This window comes from Pseudomonas sp. SWRI50 (genome assembly GCF_014269095.1).
Classification (GTDB): domain Bacteria; phylum Pseudomonadota; class Gammaproteobacteria; order Pseudomonadales; family Pseudomonadaceae; genus Aquipseudomonas; species Aquipseudomonas kermanshahensis.
In genome coordinates this window covers 1-19,276 of sequence record NZ_JABWRW010000005.1, presented here as the reverse complement: position 1 = coordinate 19,276, position 19,276 = coordinate 1, and the positions used below count along the sequence as shown (strand labels likewise).

Sequence of the window (19,276 nt, the reverse complement as noted above, 5' to 3'; positions counted from 1 at the left end):
TCAGGCCACCGCCCGCCACATGGCGCACAGGGGGTCGGCTTCGCTGGCCGGCTGGCACAGCTGCACCGCTGCCAGTTGCGGCACATCGCCGCGGCCGGGCGCATGCAGGTAGACCCGTGGCAGATGCTCGCCGTACAGCTCGCAGGTACGCTCGATCAACGCTTGCAGGGCCTGGTCGGTATCGGCACAGCCTTGCGCCAGCACCTGCTGCCAGGCACCGCCAGCAGCCAGCAACAGCACGCTGCGGCGCGGCTCGGCGAGGACGAACAGGAAGTCGCCTTGTGCCAGCTGCGCCGAACAACGGTTGTAGGCCGCCATCAGGTACGGCTGCACCGAGCGCAGGCTCAGGCGGCTTTCCCGGCCCAGCGCCTGCAGCCGTTGCAGCAAGGCCTCGGGCAACGCCGTGGCAATGCGTGCGGCACCTGCCGGCTCCGGCGAGAGGACGATGCGCCAGTCACCCAGCGACTGGCCGAAGAGGTTTTCGAAGCAGGCCCGCGCATAAGCATCCAGCTCGCGTGGATGGCCAATGGCATCGCTCCACGGTACCAGGCAGAAGCGGCTGTAGCGGGCCGACAGCAACACCCGCAATTGGGCGCCGTGTACGGCGTGCTCGGCCAGCAGTGCGCCCAGCGCTTCGACAGCAGCTTCCCAGGCCGGTTGGGCGGCGTCGCAGCTGAACTCGCGGCTGCCCAGCCACTGGTGCTGATTGCCTTTCCAGCAACCCAGGCCAACACCCTCGGCGCCGAGCACGGCACAGTATTTATGAGCAGCACGATCACGCAATGAATGTGACACGGTTGATCTCCTCAAGGGTGGTGCGGCCGTCACGGACCAGGTCCAGGGCCGAGGCCCGCAGCAAGCGCAGGCCGCGCTGGCAGGCGAGTGTCTTGATCTGCGACAGGGGGCGGCGTTCGACGATCATCTGCCGCAGGTCATCGTCCAGGTGCAGCAGCTCGGCGATGGCGCTGCGGCCGCGATACCCGCTGCCGCGGCACTGGCCACAACCCTGGGCGCGGACGAACGTCCAGCCGGCCACGGCGGCGCGTGTCAGGCCCGAGGCCAGCAGGGTTTCATCGTCCACTTCGCAGGCGCTGGCGCAGTGCGGGCAGGCCAGGCGAATCAGGCGCTGAGCCAGGATGGCGTTGAGCGCCGAGACAAAGCTGTAGGGGTCGACCTGCATCTGGCTGAAGCGGCCGATCACATCGAAGACGTTGTTGGCGTGGATGGTGGTGAACACCAGGTGCCCGGTCAGGGCCGACTGCACGGCGATCTGTGCAGTGTCTGGGTCGCGGATCTCGCCGACCAGGATCTTGTCCGGGTCGTGGCGCAGGATCGAGCGCAGGCCGCGGGCAAAGGTCAGGCCCTTCTTCTCGTTGACCGGGATCTGCAACACGCCGGGCAGTTGATATTCGACCGGGTCTTCGATGGTGATGATCTTGTCAACGCCGTGGTTGATCTCGCTGATCATGGCGTACAGGGTGGTGGTCTTGCCGCTGCCGGTGGGGCCGGTGACCAGGATCATGCCATAGGGTTCGGCGGCCAGCCGGCGCAAGGCACGCAGGGTTTCGTCGGCAAAGCCCAGGGCCTGCAACTGCACGCCGCTTACCTTGTCGGACAGGTCCTGTTTGTCGAGCACCCGCAGCACGGCGTCTTCGCCAAAGATGCTGGGCATGATCGAGACCCGGAAGTCGATCTGCCGCTCACCCACGGCGACCTTGAAACGACCGTCCTGGGGCACGCGTTTCTCGCCGATGTCGAGCTCGGCCATGACCTTGATGCGCGAGATCACCTGGTCGGCGAAGGCGCTGCCGCTGGCCTTGCCGGCACCGTTGAGCACACCGTCGATACGGTACTTGATGGTCAGGCCCTGGCCGGTCATGCCCAGGTGAATGTCGCTGGCGTGCAGTTTGAGGGCGTCGTAGAGGGTCGAGTTGACCAGCTTGACCACGCGGCTCTGGTCTTCGCTGATGCTGGTCAGCGACAGGCGTTGCAGCGGGTCGCTTTCGCTGCTGGCTTCACTGTCGTGGTCAAGCGCATCGACCGCGTGGAAGCTTTCTTCATGGCGGGCCAGGAACGTCGCCAGCTCGGCGGCGTGCGCCAGGTACAGCGGCGCGCCTTGCAGCACATCGTCGATCCAGGCCAGGCGCGCAGGGTCGAAGGGGTCGGCGAACACACCCATCAGTTCGCCGCCCTGCTCGATCAGCACGAACTCGCGTTTCAGGCACTGGGCCAGGCTGACCTTGTCGAAGCGAGGGGTGCTGGCCAGCAGCGCCTGGCTGTGCAGCACGGGGTAATGCAGGGTGATGCCGAGGCGGCGGGTGAAGGTGTCCGGGGTGTCGTTGGCCAGGCGCTCCAGGCAATTGAGCAGGCGTTCGTCACTGGCTTGCAAACGGGCCTGGGCCAGCAGCTCGCGTGTAAAACCGGCAATCTCGAGTACTTCGGGCATGGCCTGCGACTCCGCTCAGGGGGCGCGTCGCAGGCTGGCTCAGCCAGGGCAGCGGGCGCCGCTATTCCCCTGTGAGCAGTTGTTCGTCATCCGGACCTGGGGGCTTGGCGCCATTACGGCGGCGGTCGGCCAGTACCCAGCTACCATCGTACAACTGCAGGGGGAACGATTCGTTCCTGGTCTGGCGTCGTTCGACGAACCCTTCTGCCGGGTTGTCCGTGGCCCTGCGCCGGCGCTCGATGCCCATCAGGTCGAGGATCGCGCGCGCCAGTTCCGCTAACGGGAACGGTTTGAACAGGACATGGGTCACGCCAAGTTCGGCGGCTCGCTCACGGACCTCGGCGGTCGGGTGGGCGGTGATCAGCACGAAGTGGCACTGCCTGTTCTTGCGCACGGTCTCCAGTACCTGAAAACCCTCCATATCGGGCAAGCGGTAATCCAGCACAATCACTTGCGGTGCCAGGCGTTCAGCCTGCTCGATACCACTGGCACCGTCGTGGGCAACATGAACTTCCAGGCCTTGCGCCTGCAAATACGCCTGCAGGTTCTGCGCAAGAGTCTGTTCGTCATCGACTACCAATACTCTGTTCACCAAGGTCGACTCCCCAAAACTGCCCGGTTTCCCGGTCTGCGAAGTGCGGCCTTGATAAGGCTTGAGCAGGCTTCGTGCCAGGCGTGAATAGTCATGCTGCACCACTGTAAGTCGTTGATCTGGCAAGGGTGCCCGAAATCACCCCAGGCGCGGCGAGCAGGCGAGCTCGCCCGGTTCCCCACATCCGGGGAACCTGATGGCACTTTGCCAAGTCGTTATTCCCCAGCTTTGGGGAAACGCCATCGGGGCCTTCAGTCGGCGATTTCCACTTTAGCGGATTCGCGCAAACGTTGGCGCACAGCTTGCCGCGCTTGCGCCTGCAATTGCCCGATGAGCGAGATCCTGGCCAAGACCAGGCCCTGTTCACGTATGACAGAAGGGTTATCACTTTGGTTCTGCGCTCCTTGCAGTCTTTGTCGATTGGCCATGTAGAAGGCCTCCACCTCGGCCTGGCTGGGCGCGTCGACCGCGCTGAGCTGGGCATACACCCGCTGGGCAGCCAGCTCGCGGCGGGTGTAATCAGCGTACTCTGCCCTATCGAAGCCTGCCTGCGCCAGACGCCGTTCAAACACTGTCGGGCTGCCAAACGCCGCCTCCACTTCACCAACCTGGGCAGACACCTGTTCATCACTGATGCCGATGCCCTGGCGTTGGGCCTCCTGCCACAGCAGCTCCTTGTCGATCAGCTCGTCCAAGGCCTGGTCGCGCAGGCGCTTGTACAGGGTCGGGTTGCGGATGCTGGCCACCGCGCGGCCCTGGGCTTCGAGGTATTCCGTGAAGTAGCGCTCAAGGCGCATCACATCGATCTCCACACCGTTTACCCGCGCGGCCGGCACATCGGCCCAACTCGCCTTGGCGACCAGCAGCAACAGGCACAGCAACAGGGTACGCATGGCAACCTCCGCTCAAGGGGTGTCCGGCACTGGCCGGTACGGGGTGACCGAGGTGAAGCGCGGCCCGGGCAAGGCCACCGCCACCACGTGGGCACTGGCCATGCCCTGCCGGCGACCGGGGCCAAAGCCCAGGGCTGGCGTGAGGCCGGTAGTGACGTCGTGCAGGCCCTCCAGGGCCGTGATCAGTTGCTCGCGGCTGGCATCTCGGCCGATCTGTTTAAGGGCCTCTGTCAGCAAGCGCAGGGCGCACAGGGTGTTGACCTGCAAGGACGCCTGACGCGGGTCCAGGCCCTGGCGTTGTTGCAGCCCGGCGAGGGTCGCCAGGCCTTGCTCGGTCCAGTCTTCGGGCACGAATGGGTAGGCAAGGTAGACGCGCTGCGACCACTGCGCAGGTAAGTTCGCCACGGCCCCGACCACCTGGCTGGACGCTGCAAACAGGTATGGCTGGCGGCCTGCCGCCTGCAACGCGGCAGCCAACTCGGCAAAGACCTGGGCGCGGCCAACGAAGACGATGCCCTGGCCGTCCACCGCCTGGCCATCGAAGGGCTGCAGGGCGCCGGGGGCCCAGCCTTGCTGCACAAGCTGTTCACGCACCTGCTCGGCCAGCGGCGCTTGCTCGTCACCGGCATACACCACACGCAAGCCATCTGGGGCGAGGCCCAAGGCGTCACGGGCGTGGCCGGCCAGGCTCAGCAGTTGCGCAGGCAAGCCCGGCAGCGGGTCGAAGATCTGCGCACTGCCGCCACTGCGCGGGGTGCTGCCGATCAGCGGCACGTTCTGCTGCGCCAGGACGGTGGTCAGTCGCTGATCGAGCATAGGTGCCAGCGGGGTAATCAGGCTGAACACCTGCTCCTTGTCCAGCAATTGGCGAAGGGCCTGCTCGGCGCTGTCGGCGTCGCTGCCCGGGTCGAGCACCACCAGTTCCAGGCGCCGCCCGTGCACACCGCCTTGCTGGTTGAGTTGCGCCAGGCCGTCTTCCAGTACTGCGCGCACCACGTGCCCTGCTTCGGCCAGCGGCCCGGAGCCCGGCAGCAAGGTGCCCAGGCGCAGCACGCCCTCCTTCACGCCCGGATCGCGCTCATCGGCCAGGCGTTTGAGGTAGGCGGTGAGGTTGCGCTGGTCGGCCAGGGTCAAATCGAAACGCGGCATGGCGGCGTCCAGGCGATTGCCGGCAGGGTCCACCCCCTGCTGGATCGCCCTGGCCAGGCTGGCGTCGGTATAAGGCGGGTAACTGCGGCCATTGGCCTGCCGCTCGCCCTGGCCCAGGGCCAGGCGTTGCCAGTCGAGGCTCGGCGGGCGTACACCGCCTTCGGCGCGGCCGCGGCCGTCGGTGCCGTGGCAGCTTGCACAGGGTAAGACGCTGGCAGGAACGCTCATGTCGCTGGAGCCGACGCGTGCCAGCAATTGTGCGTCGCTGCTCGACTGGCCTTCGCGGTAGAGACGCTTGCCGGCCTGTTCGTGTTCGGTGAGGTCGAGGGCAAAGGTTGAGCCGCACAGAGTGAGCCCTAGCACGCATACCAGGCTTTTGTAGGAGCGGCCTTGCGTCGCGAAAGGGCTGCGCAGCAGCCCCAACAGTCTCTGCATCGACACCAAAATCTGGGGCCGCTGCGCAGCCCTTTCGCGACGCAAGGCCGCTCCTACAAGGGCATTGGCCAGCGCAAGGTTCATGATGTCACCGCCCTGCCAGCGGCTGGGCCAGCAGCTGCATGCGCTGCGCGATCGCCATCGGTGGCGCATCGGGGCGGATCTTGCTCCAGCGCTTGCCTGCCACGTCACCGGCAATCAGCTGCGTGGAATGCTGTTCGGGGCTGGGCAGGAACTGGCCGATGCGGCCCAGGACCAGGTCGACACTGGCCTTGTCGCCAGTCAGGAACAGCCAGTTGGGGCCGTCCACGCCCTGCTTCTCGGCAAAGGCCTTGAGCGCCGCCGGGGTGTCGTTGAGCGGGTCGCTGCTGATCGAGACGAACGTCACCTGCCCGGCCAACGCCGGCCCCATGGCCTCGCGTACCTCTCGCAGCTTGCGGGTGATCAACGGGCAGGCGTCGGTGCAGTGGGTGAAGATGACGTTAAGCATCACCACCTTGTCCTTGAGCACATCGCTGTAGAAGCGCAGGTCGCGGCCATTCTGGTCCTTGAGCACGGTGTCAGTGAACCAGGTCTGGGCATCGCGGGTGCCGCCGCCGCTGGTCATCGCCTGGGGCGCTGCCTGTGGCTCGGGCGCCTGCTGGGCATGGCCTTCATGGGCCAATGCGACCGAGGCAAGAATCCACAGGCAACCGCCCAGTACCAGCCAGTCGAGACCGCGCATGCCGGCGCGGCGTGAGATCAGATGGCTCATGGTTGCACCTCGTTATGGTCACCGGTGTGGTCGGCATGGTGTTCGGCGATGGCCGTGCTCTTGGCATGCACCCGGCGTGCGCTGAGGCGGTTGATTTCCGCGACCAGTACCGCCGGGTCGGTGAAGCCGTAGTAGCGGGTCCAGTGGCCGCTGCGGCCATCGCCCACCAGAATCAGCGGCGGGTGCTGGCTGAGGTCGGCACTGAAGCTGCCCAGGCCTTTGAGGGTTTCGGTGATGGCGTACGACGTACCGGTCAGCCAGCTCCAGCCCGGTCCTGTCTGGAAGGCCTTGGCGTAGCCTTGCAAGCGCTTGGAATCGTCTCGCTGGGGGTCGACGCTGATCGACACCAGATGGATTTCTTCACCCACACGGCCACCCAACTGCTGCTGGACCTTGCCCATGATCGACGACACCACTGGGCACACCGTGGTGCAACTGGTGTAGATGAAGCCCATCACCACCAGGTGATCGCCGACCAGGTCCTTCTCCAGGCGCACGGGCATGCCGTCCTGGTCCAGCAGCGAGACATCGGCAAAGCGCACACTGGCTTTCTCCTGTCGCGCGGCGGGCGGTTGCTCGGCATGGCCGCTGTGGTCATGCCCGGCATGGGCCAAGGCCAGGTTGCTGGACAACAACAGGGGCAGCGCCAGGCTCAGGCCCAGCCGTGTGAAAGCATGCTTGGCGTTCATCGCACACTCCTGGTTTGCATCTGGGAAGCGTCCCCTTGGGACGCCGTGGAGGCCGAGGCCGGCAGGACGCGCAGGCTGGTGTAATTCTCTTCGGCAAACTTGCGGCCCAGCGACGGTGACTGCACATGCAGGTACCAGGCGCCGGCTTCGGGCAGGGTCAAGGCCGCTTGGTAGACACCCTCGCCCACTTCTTCCAGGCGCAGGTTGCGCGGCATCGACGACGGCGCCAGGAAGTAGCGCAGGCTCAGGTCGTTCAGGCCCAGGCGCGGTTCACCGTCGTCGCCGACGATGCGCACCCGTGCGGTGAAGGCGCTGTGCTGCGGCAAAGGCTGCTCTAGGCCAAGGAACTCGGCATGCGCGCCCTTGTGCTTGCGGGCATTCGGCGCCTCGCCCACATCGGTGCTGAAGCAGTGGATGATTTGCGGCTGGTTGAGCAGGAAGGCCACGTCGAACTTGCCGGCCGCCGGCAGCTTCACCGTCGAGCCATACACCCCTGGGGCCACCTCGCGCAGGCTGCGGTCGACGACGATGGCGGCGCGGGCCTGGTGGCCGCGGTTGTTGTAGCCCGACATCGGCGCGTTCATGCCCTCGGCGTAGAAGTAGGTGGTGTTGTCTACCGGGTTGACCACGAACACCGAGTTGTCGTCACGCGACACCGATAACCCTTGTGCCAGCGGCAGATCACCGGCTTGGCGCGGCGCGGCAGGGCCGGCGTCGAAGCCCTGGACGATCGGCGAACGCCCTTCCCCAAGGCTGCTCAGGTTGATCATGCTGACCTTGGGCGAGGCCAGGCCGCGGACGTAGGCATAGCCCTTGGTAAAGGTCAGTTGGTAGGGTTCGGCCGCCACCGGGATGCGGTGGATGAGCGTGTCGGTACTGGCATCGATCACCAAGGCTTGGTTCTCCAGGGTGTTGAGCACGATGCCGTAGCGCCCGTCGCTGCTAAAACGCATCGGGCCCAGGCCCTGTTCCGCCGTGACGGTGTGGCGCAGTTGATGGCTGCGGGCATCGATGACCCGCACCGTGCCTTCTTGGCCGTCGACCACATAGACCGCCTGGGACAGCGCCGAGTAGCTCACCGACAGCGGGTGCGGCCCCACCTCCAGGGTCTTGGCCAGACGCATTTCAGGGATGTCGATGATGCTCAAGGTGCCGCTGTCGCGGTTGCTGACAAAGGCGTAGCGCGAGTCGCTGCTGAAGGCGATCTCGTGGTGCCCGGAGCCAGTGGCGAAGGACTTGAGGGTGCTGCGCCCGGGCACGTCGATCACCGTTACCCCGCCCTTGGCCGGGTCGCTGCTGTTGTTGCCGACCCACAGCCGATGCTGGTCCGGTTGCAGCGCCACCCGCGTCGGTTGGTCGCCGGCATCCAGGTCGGCCACGCGGGTGAAGGTCTCGGTATCGATCACCGACACCTTGCCGCGCTCCGGGATCGACACGAACACTTGCTTGTCGTCGCCGGTGGCCGCCCAGTCCATGGGCCTGCCTGGCAGTTCGATACGGGCCATGGTGCTGGTGACGCCCCCCACCGAAACCGTCGGGTCGATGACCGTCAGGCTGGCGTCCTTGTTCAGCATCAACAGGAAGTAGCTGTTGAGGTCGAGCAACGGCCGGGCGCCAATGCTGCTTTTCAGAAACAGCGCGACACGGGCCTTGCAGCTTTGGTCGCGGTCGCCGACCGGTGCCGACTGGGCCGGGTCGATCCAGGCCCCCGGCGCCATGCCCGACAGCGGCTGGCCGCTGGCCTGGTCGCTGACCTTGAAGCGCACGTTGGCGAAGGCGCCTTCGCGCAGCTCGCCCCCGGCCAGCGGCCGCGCCTCGAACTCCACGGTCACCCCGTCCCGGCTGAGCCGGTGCAGGACCTGCGGGTCGGCAGGCTCCTGCAGCAGCTCGCGTGGGTCGCACCAGAGCTGCTCATACGCCACGCCCAGGCCGATCAGTGCCACTCCCAGCAGTACCCCCAAGTAAGCAGGGCGAGTCTTCTTGTTCATGCTCGCACTCCAGTGTCGTTATTGTGGCGCAGCCGTTGCGGGCGGCGCTTCGTTGCTGACCCGCAAAATCCCCCACAGCCCCGAAAGGTTGCCGTAGGCGGCATAGTCGCGGAACAGGTAGTCCCCCGGCACCGCGTTGGCACCACCCGCGCTGGGCAGCATGAAGCTGAAGTGCGCCGCCGGCAGTACGCTTTCCTGGGCACCGATGTAGATCGACATCGGGTTGAAGCCGAAGCGCACCGAACCGATGCCTGGCAGGTTCATCGGGTAGCCATCGGCGTCGTTCTTCTCGGCCTGGTAGGCGTGCAGTGGCCACAGGTGCCCGTCCAGCTGGTAAGTGATGCCGCGGCTGCCACCGCTGGGCATCAGCACATGGCTGCGTGCCGGCTGGCCAGGCTTGGCCCAGAGCACGGGCGTCTGCGGGTCGCCACCGACCAGGGCGTTGCTGTAGGCCATGTGGGCGTTTGGCACATCGGCGAAGCCATTGCCGTCGGCGTGGCCGAACGGTGCGTCCGGCGCCATGCCAAAGCGCAACCACAGCGGTTCGGTCTTGTAGTTCATGGCCATGTTGCCGTTGTCCTTCGGATCGCCCGGCACGCCATTGCCTTCAGTAGCGATACCTTCCACGGGGCGGCCGTCAGCCCAGCGCATGTTCATCGAGCGCTGCCACACCGTGACGAAGTCGCGGTAGTCCGGCTGGCCGCTGACTTTTACCGTGGCCTGGGCACGGCTGGCGGTGTCCTCGGTGAAGGTGGCGGTTTGCGGCAGGATGCTCATGGCGCCCACCAGGCCTTTTTGCGGCTGCTTGATGAAATCGGACGGGGTCAGGTTCAGGCCGCCGAATTCGATCGCCGTGGTGTTGATGTTGTCCACCGTGCGGCCCAGTTGCAGCACCGGCTTGCCTTCACGCTCCAGGTGCCCGGCGTAGTACTGGTACACCTTGCTTGGGTAGGCACCGCTGTTGCCGGCACGCGGCGGCACGGTCTGCACCGGGTTGAGGCCGACGTTGGCACCATCGGACTTGGTGATGTCGTAGGCCAGCAGCTGTGCGTGCAGGCCAACATGGCTGGACGGCCGCATCAGGTTGTTGTTGAACGCCGTGGAGCCTTCACTGCCATTACGGTCACGCTTGACCACGTTCTGCATCACGGCCGTGCTTGGCAGGTCGGGCATCACCAGCGGCAGGCGGTTTTCCAGGGTGATACTGATGCAGTCGCCGGCATTGGCGCGCAGCACCAGGGGCTCTACCGGCACGCCGGGTTTGAGCTTGCCTGTGGTCGCGTCCAGGTCTGCCTTGCGCACATACAGCACCGCGGTCGGGTCGTGCAGTGGTGCGCTGTGGCCGCCAACGGTGAAGGTGGTGCCGTCCTCCTCATCCACCACGGTCACCTGCGGGATGCTGGTCTTGCGGCTGTTGAACACCAGCGTGCCACCGCCAGGCTTGAGCGGCCCACCGACATGCTGGCCGACGCCGGCCGGGTCGGTGATGCTGACCCCGTGGCGGTTCTCCAGAATGTCGTTGGCCAGTGCGGCAACGATCTCGTAGCTGCGCTTGACCGTGGCGCGGGTACCAATGCCATTGGCGTTGGTGGTGGTTTTTGGGCAGATGCCATCAAAGTTTACGGTGTTGCGCATGGCCACCGGCTGCGGGTTGTTCGACAGCGGGAACAGGTCCGGGCGCAAGGTGGTGTAGTTGCGCATGATGCCCCAGATGCCGTTCCAGTAGCCTTCCAGTGCCGCGTCCAGCGAGTACAAGTAGTCGCCATTGGTGGCCGCAGCGCTGGAAATCATCGACACCGGCGCCATGAAGCCCAGCTGCTCGGAGATGCCGATCATCTGCGATGCCTTCCACCCCGAGTTGGAGCTGCTGCCGAAGCCCGAGCCATTCTGCAGCCACTTGACGCCGTGCAGCGTGACGTTGTGCTCCTCTTCATGGCCACCGGCATGCATGCGCAAGCGCACGTTATCACCCGAGTAGGTGCGCAGCAGCGGCGTGAACGGGTCACCGGGCTCGCTACCGGCGGTGTTGATGTGCGGCGGGAACACCGTGGTGCCACCGGTTGGGCCGACCGCCGAAGTGATCGCCGAAGGCGCCATGTTCATCGCTGGGATGGCACGGTCGGTGCGGCTCTGCAAGGCATAGCTCAGGTCACCGCCCAGGCCGTCGGCCTGCATGCCGCGTTTGCCGTCCGGGGCCACTTTGTTGGGGTCGAACACGCGCAGGGCCAGCGGTTCGTTACGGTAGTTGACGACGAACATGCCTGGGTCATCCACCGAAATGGCTTGTGGGCACGGCCGGCTTGGGCAGCCAGGGCTCAGGCCACCGCGCGACTCGACCACCGATTCGAGCAGCGACGAGGCTTTCTGCCGGACCGGTGGGTTGATGGCGTAGCGGAAGCTGTCGGCCGTGGCCGGGTACGACTGGCCATTGGGAATACCGTCCGGCCCTGCGCCCACGTACACGCCGGCTTCATAGGCATGCTGGAAGTCGCTGTACTCGAGGAAGAACTCACGGTAGCTGTCGTTTTTGCCGTCGCCATCGTGGTCACCGGTCTTGATCACTGCTTGCCACGAGGTTGGCCCACCGTCCTGGCGCGCAGCCGGGTTGTACAGCTGCTCGCCGGTTTCGGCGTGGTACCAGGTGGAGCCGGCAGGTTCGGCCAGTACCGTGGCGTACAGGCCCAGTTGCTGGTGGGTCGATGGGCCAAGGTGGTCGTGGGTGAAGATGGTGCCCAGGCCGCGGTCGACGTTGTGCACGTTGACCACAGGGTCGGCGAACCAACGCTGCATGGCGGTACGCGCGCCCAGCCAGTCGGCCCGGCCAAAGCGCCCGAAGTACGGGTGCTGCTTGGCGCTTGGGCAGGCGGCGGTGCCGTCTCGGCTATCGCCTTCGGTGCAACCGTTGTAGGCGCGAATGGCATGCACGCGCTCGACCACGCTGCCGGGTGAAAGAATGCCGTCCTCGTAGTTCCAGCCGTTGGCAGAACCATCGGCCGCGGTGAGGTCCCACTTGGGCAGGTGGATGTGCTGGCCAATCACGTCGGTTGGGGTGCGCACCTGGTAGTCGTCCATCTCATAAATGGACGGGATCAGGTTGGTGTGCTGGTACATGGTGCAATCGAAGGTGTTCATGCGCATCACCAGCGGCTCGGGTGGGCGCTGCTTGGTGATCACTGGCCAAGCGTCTTCCCAGAGGGCAATGATGCGCGCCTGCGGGAAGTGGTAGCCGACTTTGTTGTAGACCGCATCAAACTGAATGTTGGCGCCTTTATAGATGCGTGGGCGGTCGGCGGTGAAGGCAGACGCACCCCGGAAGCTCATGCCGGTCAGGCTTTCACCGCTGGCGAACTCGCCTATGCCCGAGGTCTGGGTAAGGCGCTTGCCGCGGTCGTCCATGCACGGTTCAAAGAACGGTGCCCCGGCCGTCGGCAAGGCGCCATTGGTGCGGAAGTTGCGCGCCACCGGCTGGCTGCCCGGCATCAGCGCATAGCTGGGGTGCTCAGCCTTGGCGTGAAACTTCATGGCCGCCTGTTCGACTTCGGTGCCCTCTTCCGGCAGGTAGATCGGCTTGGCTTTATGCACCACCTTGGAGAAGTCCAGCTTGGTGGTGGTGGTCAGTGCTTCGCCACCTGCCGAGATGCCATCCAGCGCGTGCCGGCCCAGGCCACCATCCCAGCCATCGACCTGGTTGGGGTCCAGGTTGGCCCACAGGGCATTGCCGCTGTTCTTCAGTTGCTGGGCAAGCGCAGGGTCGAGCATGTCCAGCGGCGGGGTCGGTGGGCGCTGGCCGACGCTGCTTTCCATGCCTCCGATCCAGAACGGGTAGCCTGGGTTTTTCAAGGTGCCGTCGGCGTTGCGGTTGGTTTCGCTACGGTCGACCAGGGCCAAGGAGCCGACAGCCTTGGGCGCAGCTGCCCCGTGGCCATGGTCATCGTCGCCCTCTTCTTCCTCTTCATCATCGTCCTGCTCGTTTGCGGCCACCCACTGCTCTGCAAGCTTAGGCACCACGACCACTTTGCCCGGCATCGGCGCCATGGCTTTGCCCGGCAGCGGGACGATGGCGGGGATCGGCGTACCGGCAATGATTTCACCGTCCGGCAATGCCCGTGCGCCGACGGCTGGCTTGCCACTGCGCAGGGCAAACGGCGTGCTGTGGAAGCCGTTTGCATCCTGGCCACTGACCTCCAGCCGGGTACCTTCCTCGAACACGTCGTGCACCCGCCACATGGCCCACATGCCTTGGGCGAAGTGCGGGTAGAAATGGCAGTGATAGATGGCATCGCCGGCTACGCGGTTACGGTTGCCAGAGCCGCCGTTGGCGATCTCGTAGGTGTACCCGATGCCCGGGCCGATGCCTTGGGCGTCCACGTAATCGGAGTTGTCGTCGTTAGGGTTGAACAGCCACTGGTGGCCGTGCAAGTGGAAGATGTGCTGCTCATGACCATTGTGCGTATTACGGAACTTGGTGAAGTCGCCAATGTAGCTGTGGTGGACGTTGGCCGGCTCCGACGGGTACAGGGCCATGCTGGCCTTGACGCCCACGGCATTAGCCGGTGGGGTTTCGCCGGGGCGGATGTTCTCCAGGCCGACGTTGGCTGGCACGTCCACCAGCGTGCCGATATCGCCCACGGTGTGCGCACTGAGGAAGAACTCCTCGTAGGCGCACGACAGGCAGTCATGCATCGGGCCCACGCCCAGTCGGTTGGCCACCACCTCGGCGCCCATGCCGCCCGAGCCGTAGTTGATCATGAACGAATCGCGGGTCGGCTCCAGCACGTGGCCCATGATCGGGTCGGCCCAGTAGCCGGGGAAGGCCTGGGTGCCGGCCACTTCGTCGGCGAACTGCGAGGCGAAATCACGGAACGCATCCAGCCGGTTGGGCAGCGCCGGGTTGCGCTTGTTGACGCTCTCCAGTGGGTAGGTCGAGCGGGGGAAGCTGCCGTCTGGGTTGGGGCCCATGACGATGGCATCGGTCTCGCTGTTGAGAATCTCGTTGCCATCGACCATCGCGATGATCGGCTTGCCGGCCTTGCCTTCGGTGATCCACGGCTCTGCCTGCGGGTAACGGGCCTGGTAATCGATGACAGGTTGGCCTGTGGGGGTGCGGCCGGTGGTGGCCAGGCGCATTTCTTCTTCGGTCAGGGTGTTACGGAAGGTGCGCCCGCCTTTGGGCACCACCACCACCTGGCCGAACAAGCCGTTGGCAACGTTGCCGGCTCCGCCCTGGCCGCCGAAGGTCGCGCCTTGGCTGGTTGCGGCGAAGGCCCCTTCGCGTTCGGCGTACAGGGTGTAACTGCGGGTGTTGCCCGGCGACACCAGGAAGTTGCCATTGCGGCCGGTGTTGGCGGCGATGTCGCCAATGCTGTTGACGGCTTGCATGCCGTTAACCTGGAAACCTACGTGGCGGTCGCTGACTTGCTCATCCGCAACGAAGTGCTCACCGCCTTCATTCTCGAATTCGGTTTCCGGCCCTTCTTCTTCCTCACCTTCGGCCTCGTTTTCTTCGTGGTCGATACCGTGCTTGTTTGGGTTGGCCTGGTAGGCCAGCAGGTTGGTCAGGTTGACGGTCAGGCAGTCACCGGCAGCGACCCGCAAGACGATTGGCCGTGGGCGTTTGTCCGGGCGCAAGGTGACTTTGCCAGGCACTGCGGCTCCGCCTTTGCCAAGCGGGACCTGGTGCTCGTCCACGACATCTTCGCGCAGGGCGAACATCATGCCATTGGCGTTTTGCGCGCCAAGGCGGTTGAACATCAGCGGCTGGTCCAGTGCGACCACATTGGCAACCAGGGTGCGCTGGCACTGCACAGCTGCCTCGCTGGTCGCTTCCCAGCCGAGCAGGGCCAGGACAAGGGATGACAGGACGGGGCCTTTGAGCGGGGTCGACATGCTGCACCTCCGGAACACAGGGTCTCTGCGTGGAGGTTGAGCAAGGTATATGCCAGATGAGAATTGTTATATTTTTTGGTGAGTTACAGGGCTAACCGAAACAGATTGGGGAGGATTCCCCAGCGCTTTTCCCCGATTCGGGGGATGGGGCTGCGGGTAGGGGCAGCCCTGTGCTGGGAAGAGGTCGGTGACAACACCGTAGATAGTCGCCGCTAGTAAGGGCCTCTTCGCAGCGCAAGGCTGCTCCTACACAGAGGGCGTGAAGGGTGGGTCAGCCGATCAAGCCGCGCACGCAGAAATACAGGATCGAAGGGCCCATCAAGCAGCCCAAGCCGGTATGGAAGGTCGCGGTCAGCGCGCCGTACGGCACCAGCCGCCGGTCCGTGGCCGCCAAGCCTGCGGTCACCCCCGACACCGTCCCTGCCAAGCCACCGAACACCATGGCCGAACGCGGGTTGTCCAGGGCCAGCAGGCGGGCCGACACCGGGGTGAACACCATCACCAGGATGGCCTTGATCAACCCGGTGGCTATCGACAAGGCCATCACGTCCGAGCTCGCACCCAGCGCGGCCCGCGTCACCGGCCCGACGATATAGGTCACCGCGCCCGCGCCAATGGTGGTCATGCTTACGGCATCGCGATAGCCGAAGGCATAGGCCACCGCCGCACCTACGATAAACGGCAGCACCGTGCCCAGCAGCAACGCAACGGCGCCAATCATCCCGGCCTTGCGCGCCTCGGTGGCCTGCACTTCGAAGGCCGTGGCGACGATGGCGAAGTCGCGCAGCATCGCCCCACCCATCAGGCCGATGCCAGAGAACAGTGCCATGTCCGCCAGGCCCTTTTGCCCGCCGGTCACGGTACCGCCAACCCAGGCCAGCACCAGCCCAATGACGATGGCAATCGCCGAGCCGTGCACCCGGCCGAACGTCAGGTATTTGGACATCAGTACCGACAACCACATGATCGCCCCGACAACCGCGAACGCGGTGACCAGGCCGTTGTGTTCCAAGGCATTGTCAACGATCGGCCACATGATCAGCGCCCTCCTGCAGGGGCAACCTGCCCAGGTGTTTCGGGTGTGGGCTCCAGTGCGGGCAAGGGTTCACCGCGGTGGCTGCGGCTGATCAGCGCGATGGTCGCGCCACACACCAGTACCGCGCCGACAGCCGCCAGCAGCGCCACCGGCCCGCCGTGCAGGGCCGTGACCACGTTCTGCTGGGCCGCCATGGCCACCACCACCGGAATGTACATCGCGCCCCAGAAGCCGACGCCGAATTCGCACTCCTTGCTCATGCCGCCGTGGCGGTGCATGTACAGCCGCGCACAGATCAGCAGGATCATGGCAATACCGACCCCGCCCACGTTGGATTTGACGCCCAGCAGCACGCCCAGGAAGTCGCCGACGATAACGCCGGCAAGCGTGCACACTGCCAGCAGAGCCACACCATAAATAATCATTGTTGTTGTCCTCAGGTGTTGTCGAAGTTGCTTGTTGTTGTCCTTCGCGTTGCACAGCACGGTCATCGGTTGCCGGCCACCTCCTGACGCATTAAGGCGTCGACGCTATCCAGCCGAGTGGACTCGATGGCTACCACGCGGCCATTGGCGAACACCTGGCGGGCCAGGCCGCTGAGCACACTGCCCGGTGGTATTTCCAAGTGCAGGCGCACCCCGCGTTCATAGGCGTTGCGCAACGTGGCACGCCAGTCCACCACCCGCGCCATGTTGCCGGCCAGGTCGTCGCGCAAGCGTTGCGGGTCGTGGATCGGCCGTGCACTGCTGCCGCTCAGGTAGGTGATGATGGGCCTTCGCAGTTCGACCGCAGCAAAGGCCTCGGCCAGTTCCGCAGCCGGGGCATCGAGCAGTGGGCAATGGGACGGCACGCTGACCGCCAGGCGCCGCGCGACGCCCTGGCCCAGGCTGCGCGCGCGTTGGGCCACCGCAGCCATGGCCGCCTCGCTGCCGGCAATGACGATCTGGTTTTCGCTGTTGAGGTTGGCGATGTAGACCTCACCGCCCGCCTCCACCAGCAAGCGCTCGACACTGGCCAGGTCCAGGCCACTCAGCGCGGTCATGCCATACCCCTGCGGATAGGCGCGCTGCATCAACTCACCGCGCAGGGCAACCAGGCGCACGGCATCGGCGAACGCCAGCGCACCGGCCGTGACCGCGGCGGGATACGCCCCTATCGACAGCCCTGCCACATAGTCGGGGGCGGGACTTTGCTGCAGCAGTCGGCGCGCCCAGGCCACCCCGGTCAGCAGCAGGCACAGCTGCACGGCCCGGGTGCTCTGCAATGCCTGCTCGCTGTCCAGGCCCAGCACCTGATGGCCCAGCGTATCGCTGGCCTCCTCCAACAGTGGGCCGGCCCCCTCGGGCAAGCGGTGCAAAATGCCTACCTGCTGGGCACCCTGGCCGGGGAACGCGAACAAGCTGCTCATGCCGCACACCCCCAGGCAGCCCAGGGGTCAGCCACCAAGCGCGCGCCATGGGGCGACTTGAGTAGTACGCGGCGGGCAACACCGGCCCACTCACGCAGGGCCACGGCACCTGCCGGTGTTTCCAATTGCACATCGATACGGCATGGCGCGCAGTCCAGTATGTCCAGCAGTTCCCGTGCTTTTGTGCGTGCCAGGGGGTGTGGCGTGCGCACGACCACGTCCAGATCACTGGCCAGGTGCAACACGCCAGTCTCGGTGGCGAGTTGGTACCCCACCCCACCTGTCGGCCCCCAAGCCAGCCCGGTGGTATCGAGCACCGGGGCCACCGAGGCCAACGCCTGCAATGCAGGCCACGGGCTCGGTGCTCGCCAGCGCAGGGCCTCAGGGCTTTGCAGGCGTTGGATATCGGCCAGGCGCATCTGTGTGCCCAGCCGCTGATCCCGGCTCAGGCCGCGCAGGCCCACCGCCACCCAGCCGTCAGCGCAGGCGGCGCGGCGCACCACCACCGGCTGACCGCTTGCCACCACCTGATGCGCCCACTGCGGGGCATCTTCAGGCAGCGCGCAAAGGGGCAACCCCCACAGCAGGTCGTGCGCGCGTGGGCTATTCATCTCAGGCCCCCTGCCACTGACGGCGCAAGTGTTCGCGCACCTCGCGGGAGGCACGCCGGTTTTCGCCCGCCAGCCGAGATGACAGGTCGGTCGAGTTGCCGATATCGCGCACCGCTTCGGCCAGGCAGGTACGTACCTTGGCCAGGTCGGCCGCACTTGGCGTCTCGGCGTTGTCCACGCCAAGACGTCGCCACAGCAAGCCCAGCGAGGCATAGCTGTCGAGGTCATAGGCCATCGGCGGTACTTCGGCGGCCAGGGCCTCCAGCGCTTCGACGCTGCGCAATGTAATGCGCGCGGCAGCGGCCTTGCCCATGGCGTGCACCATCACCCCAGCGTCGTCCAACGCGATCAGGCGCTGGGCTTGATAGCCATGCGCGAGGAAGGCGCCAGACATCGCCTTGCCGACCAGCAGCCCAATCACCGGGTGCCCGGCCAAGCGCGCCTCGGCATACGCCTGCACCGCACCGGCCAGCGCCTGGTGAATGCCCAGCGCCTCTTCGCGGCGGCCATAGGCCTGGCTGGGCACATCGATGACGGCGACGATGGCCCGCTTCTCGCCGTCGCGGTCTGCCGCGACCGCTTCGCTCACCGCCTTGGCCAGCCCCCAGCCTTCCAGCAAGCCGACCTCGCCCGCACGCGCCCGGGGGAACGGGTTGTGCCCATCGGGCACCACGGCAATGAAGCGTGCCAGGCGGTTGTCCAGTTCGCCGTCGATCACCTGCAGCGACGCGGGGTAACCCGGCAGCACTTGCCCGCCGGCCAGGCCCGGCAGCCAGTTCATGGCTCGGTTCATTTGGCTTCTCCTTGGTAGAGGCTGCATACGGCGGCGGCATTCAGTTGCGGGCAGTCATCGCCGAGGCGCGACAGCCGCTCGAGGTACCAGGCGTGGCGGCGAGCACGGTCTGTGGCGGGGGTGTCGAGCAGGTGCACAAGCTGCTGGCGTATTGCATCTGCATCATCGGCCACGTAGCCGTCGACCAGCCCACTGGCATGGCGCTGCTCGCCACCGGTCAGGCTCCAGATAAAGGGGCGGTCCTTGGCGTCGTATTCGGCGATGCCCGCTTCCTGCTCGATGACCTGCGGGCCGTTGAGGCCCAGGCGCGCTTCACGGGTGACCAGCAGGTGGCTGCACAGGCCGGCAGCGATGGACATACCGCCGAAGCAGCCGACCGAGCCTGCGATCAGGCCGATCACCGGCTGGTAGCTGCGCAGCTCGACGATCGCGGCCTGGATCTCGGCGATTGCCGCCAGGCCCAGGTTGGCTTCCTGCAGGCGCACGCCACCGGTTTCCAGCAGCAGCACGGCGCAGGTCGGGGTGCCGTTACGGTTGTCTTCGATGGCCAGTTCCAGTGCACCGGCGATCTTCGCCCCGCCCACCTCCCCCATGCT

15 protein-coding genes are annotated in these 19,276 nt (G+C 65.9%); all 15 read right to left on the bottom strand.

What is annotated here, in order from left to right; translation table 11 throughout:
* Positions 1-795, bottom strand: a complete 795-nt coding sequence (locus HU750_RS07335) for a hypothetical protein (protein WP_186678036.1) — start codon at positions 793-795, stop codon at positions 1-3.
* Positions 776-2,446, bottom strand: a complete 1,671-nt coding sequence (locus tag HU750_RS07330) for a GspE/PulE family protein (RefSeq protein WP_186678033.1) — start codon at positions 2,444-2,446, stop codon at positions 776-778. Before HU750_RS07330 ends, HU750_RS07335 begins: the two co-directional genes overlap by 20 nt.
* A 61-nt stretch (positions 2,447-2,507) precedes the next feature.
* The gene (locus HU750_RS07325) at positions 2,508-3,041 is read right to left on the bottom strand and encodes a response regulator (RefSeq protein WP_172960411.1); all 534 of its coding nucleotides are present in this window, start codon (positions 3,039-3,041) and stop codon (positions 2,508-2,510) included.
* A 248-nt stretch (positions 3,042-3,289) separates the two neighbouring features.
* Positions 3,290-3,931: a SurA N-terminal domain-containing protein gene (locus tag HU750_RS07320; RefSeq protein WP_186678030.1), complete on the bottom strand. Its 642-nt coding sequence runs from the start codon at positions 3,929-3,931 to the stop codon at positions 3,290-3,292.
* Between the two features lie 12 nt (positions 3,932-3,943).
* Complete coding sequence (locus tag HU750_RS07315; protein ID WP_186678027.1) at positions 3,944-5,515, bottom strand: ABC transporter substrate-binding protein; 1,572 nt, start codon at positions 5,513-5,515, stop codon at positions 3,944-3,946.
* An 88-nt stretch (positions 5,516-5,603) separates the two neighbouring features.
* Entirely contained in the window at positions 5,604-6,269 is a 666-nt protein-coding gene (locus HU750_RS07310) for an SCO family protein (RefSeq protein WP_027593475.1), read from the bottom strand.
* Positions 6,266-6,958, bottom strand: coding sequence for an SCO family protein (locus HU750_RS07305; protein ID WP_186678013.1), 693 nt, complete (start codon positions 6,956-6,958; stop codon positions 6,266-6,268). The genes HU750_RS07310 and HU750_RS07305 overlap by 4 nt, the downstream gene beginning before the upstream one ends.
* Positions 6,955-8,946 carry a cytochrome D1 domain-containing protein gene (locus HU750_RS07300; RefSeq protein WP_186678012.1) on the bottom strand — a complete coding sequence of 664 codons (1,992 nt, stop codon included), beginning with the start codon at positions 8,944-8,946 and terminating at the stop codon, positions 6,955-6,957. The genes HU750_RS07305 and HU750_RS07300 overlap by 4 nt, the downstream gene beginning before the upstream one ends.
* A gap of 18 nt (positions 8,947-8,964) precedes the next feature.
* On the bottom strand, positions 8,965-14,832 hold the full coding sequence (mnxG, locus tag HU750_RS07295) for a manganese-oxidizing multicopper oxidase MnxG (RefSeq protein WP_186678011.1): 5,868 nt from the start codon (positions 14,830-14,832) through the stop codon (positions 8,965-8,967).
* Between the two features lie 271 nt (positions 14,833-15,103).
* Positions 15,104-15,868 carry a malonate transporter subunit MadM gene (madM, locus tag HU750_RS07290; protein WP_186678010.1) on the bottom strand — a complete coding sequence of 255 codons (765 nt, stop codon included), beginning with the start codon at positions 15,866-15,868 and terminating at the stop codon, positions 15,104-15,106.
* 2 nt (positions 15,869-15,870) lie between these two features.
* Positions 15,871-16,293, bottom strand: a complete 423-nt coding sequence (gene madL / locus HU750_RS07285) for a malonate transporter subunit MadL (protein ID WP_186678009.1) — start codon at positions 16,291-16,293, stop codon at positions 15,871-15,873.
* A 62-nt stretch (positions 16,294-16,355) separates the two neighbouring features.
* Positions 16,356-17,276 carry a malonate decarboxylase subunit epsilon gene (mdcH, locus tag HU750_RS07280; protein WP_186678008.1) on the bottom strand — a complete coding sequence of 307 codons (921 nt, stop codon included), beginning with the start codon at positions 17,274-17,276 and terminating at the stop codon, positions 16,356-16,358.
* Positions 17,273-17,887 carry a malonate decarboxylase holo-ACP synthase gene (locus HU750_RS07275; protein ID WP_186678006.1) on the bottom strand — a complete coding sequence of 205 codons (615 nt, stop codon included), beginning with the start codon at positions 17,885-17,887 and terminating at the stop codon, positions 17,273-17,275. The genes mdcH and HU750_RS07275 overlap by 4 nt, the downstream gene beginning before the upstream one ends.
* 1 nt (position 17,888) lies before the next feature.
* A complete protein-coding gene (gene mdcE / locus HU750_RS07270; protein WP_186678003.1) occupies positions 17,889-18,680 on the bottom strand; it encodes a biotin-independent malonate decarboxylase subunit gamma in 792 nt (263 codons plus the stop codon).
* On the bottom strand, positions 18,677-19,276 hold a 600-nt coding region (locus tag HU750_RS07265), incomplete at its 5' end, for a biotin-independent malonate decarboxylase subunit beta (protein WP_186677999.1). The genes HU750_RS07265 and mdcE, both read right to left, overlap by 4 nt.

Coding starts and splice junctions, on each gene's coding strand:
- HU750_RS07330 (WP_186678033.1), bottom strand. CDS start 2,446: ATGCCCGAAGTACTCGAGATTGCCGGTTTTACACGCGAGCTGCTGGCC.
- HU750_RS07320 (WP_186678030.1), bottom strand. CDS start 3,931: ATGCGTACCCTGTTGCTGTGCCTGTTGCTGCTGGTCGCCAAGGCGAGT.
- HU750_RS07315 (WP_186678027.1), bottom strand. CDS start 5,515: ATGCAGAGACTGTTGGGGCTGCTGCGCAGCCCTTTCGCGACGCAAGGC.
- HU750_RS07310 (WP_027593475.1), bottom strand. CDS start 6,269: ATGAGCCATCTGATCTCACGCCGCGCCGGCATGCGCGGTCTCGACTGG.
- HU750_RS07305 (WP_186678013.1), bottom strand. CDS start 6,958: ATGAACGCCAAGCATGCTTTCACACGGCTGGGCCTGAGCCTGGCGCTG.
- HU750_RS07300 (WP_186678012.1), bottom strand. CDS start 8,946: ATGAACAAGAAGACTCGCCCTGCTTACTTGGGGGTACTGCTGGGAGTG.
- mnxG (WP_186678011.1), bottom strand. CDS start 14,832: ATGTCGACCCCGCTCAAAGGCCCCGTCCTGTCATCCCTTGTCCTGGCC.
- madM (WP_186678010.1), bottom strand. CDS start 15,868: ATGTGGCCGATCGTTGACAATGCCTTGGAACACAACGGCCTGGTCACC.
- madL (WP_186678009.1), bottom strand. CDS start 16,293: ATGATTATTTATGGTGTGGCTCTGCTGGCAGTGTGCACGCTTGCCGGC.
- mdcH (WP_186678008.1), bottom strand. CDS start 17,276: ATGAGCAGCTTGTTCGCGTTCCCCGGCCAGGGTGCCCAGCAGGTAGGC.
- HU750_RS07275 (WP_186678006.1), bottom strand. CDS start 17,887: ATGAATAGCCCACGCGCGCACGACCTGCTGTGGGGGTTGCCCCTTTGC.
- mdcE (WP_186678003.1), bottom strand. CDS start 18,680: ATGAACCGAGCCATGAACTGGCTGCCGGGCCTGGCCGGCGGGCAAGTG.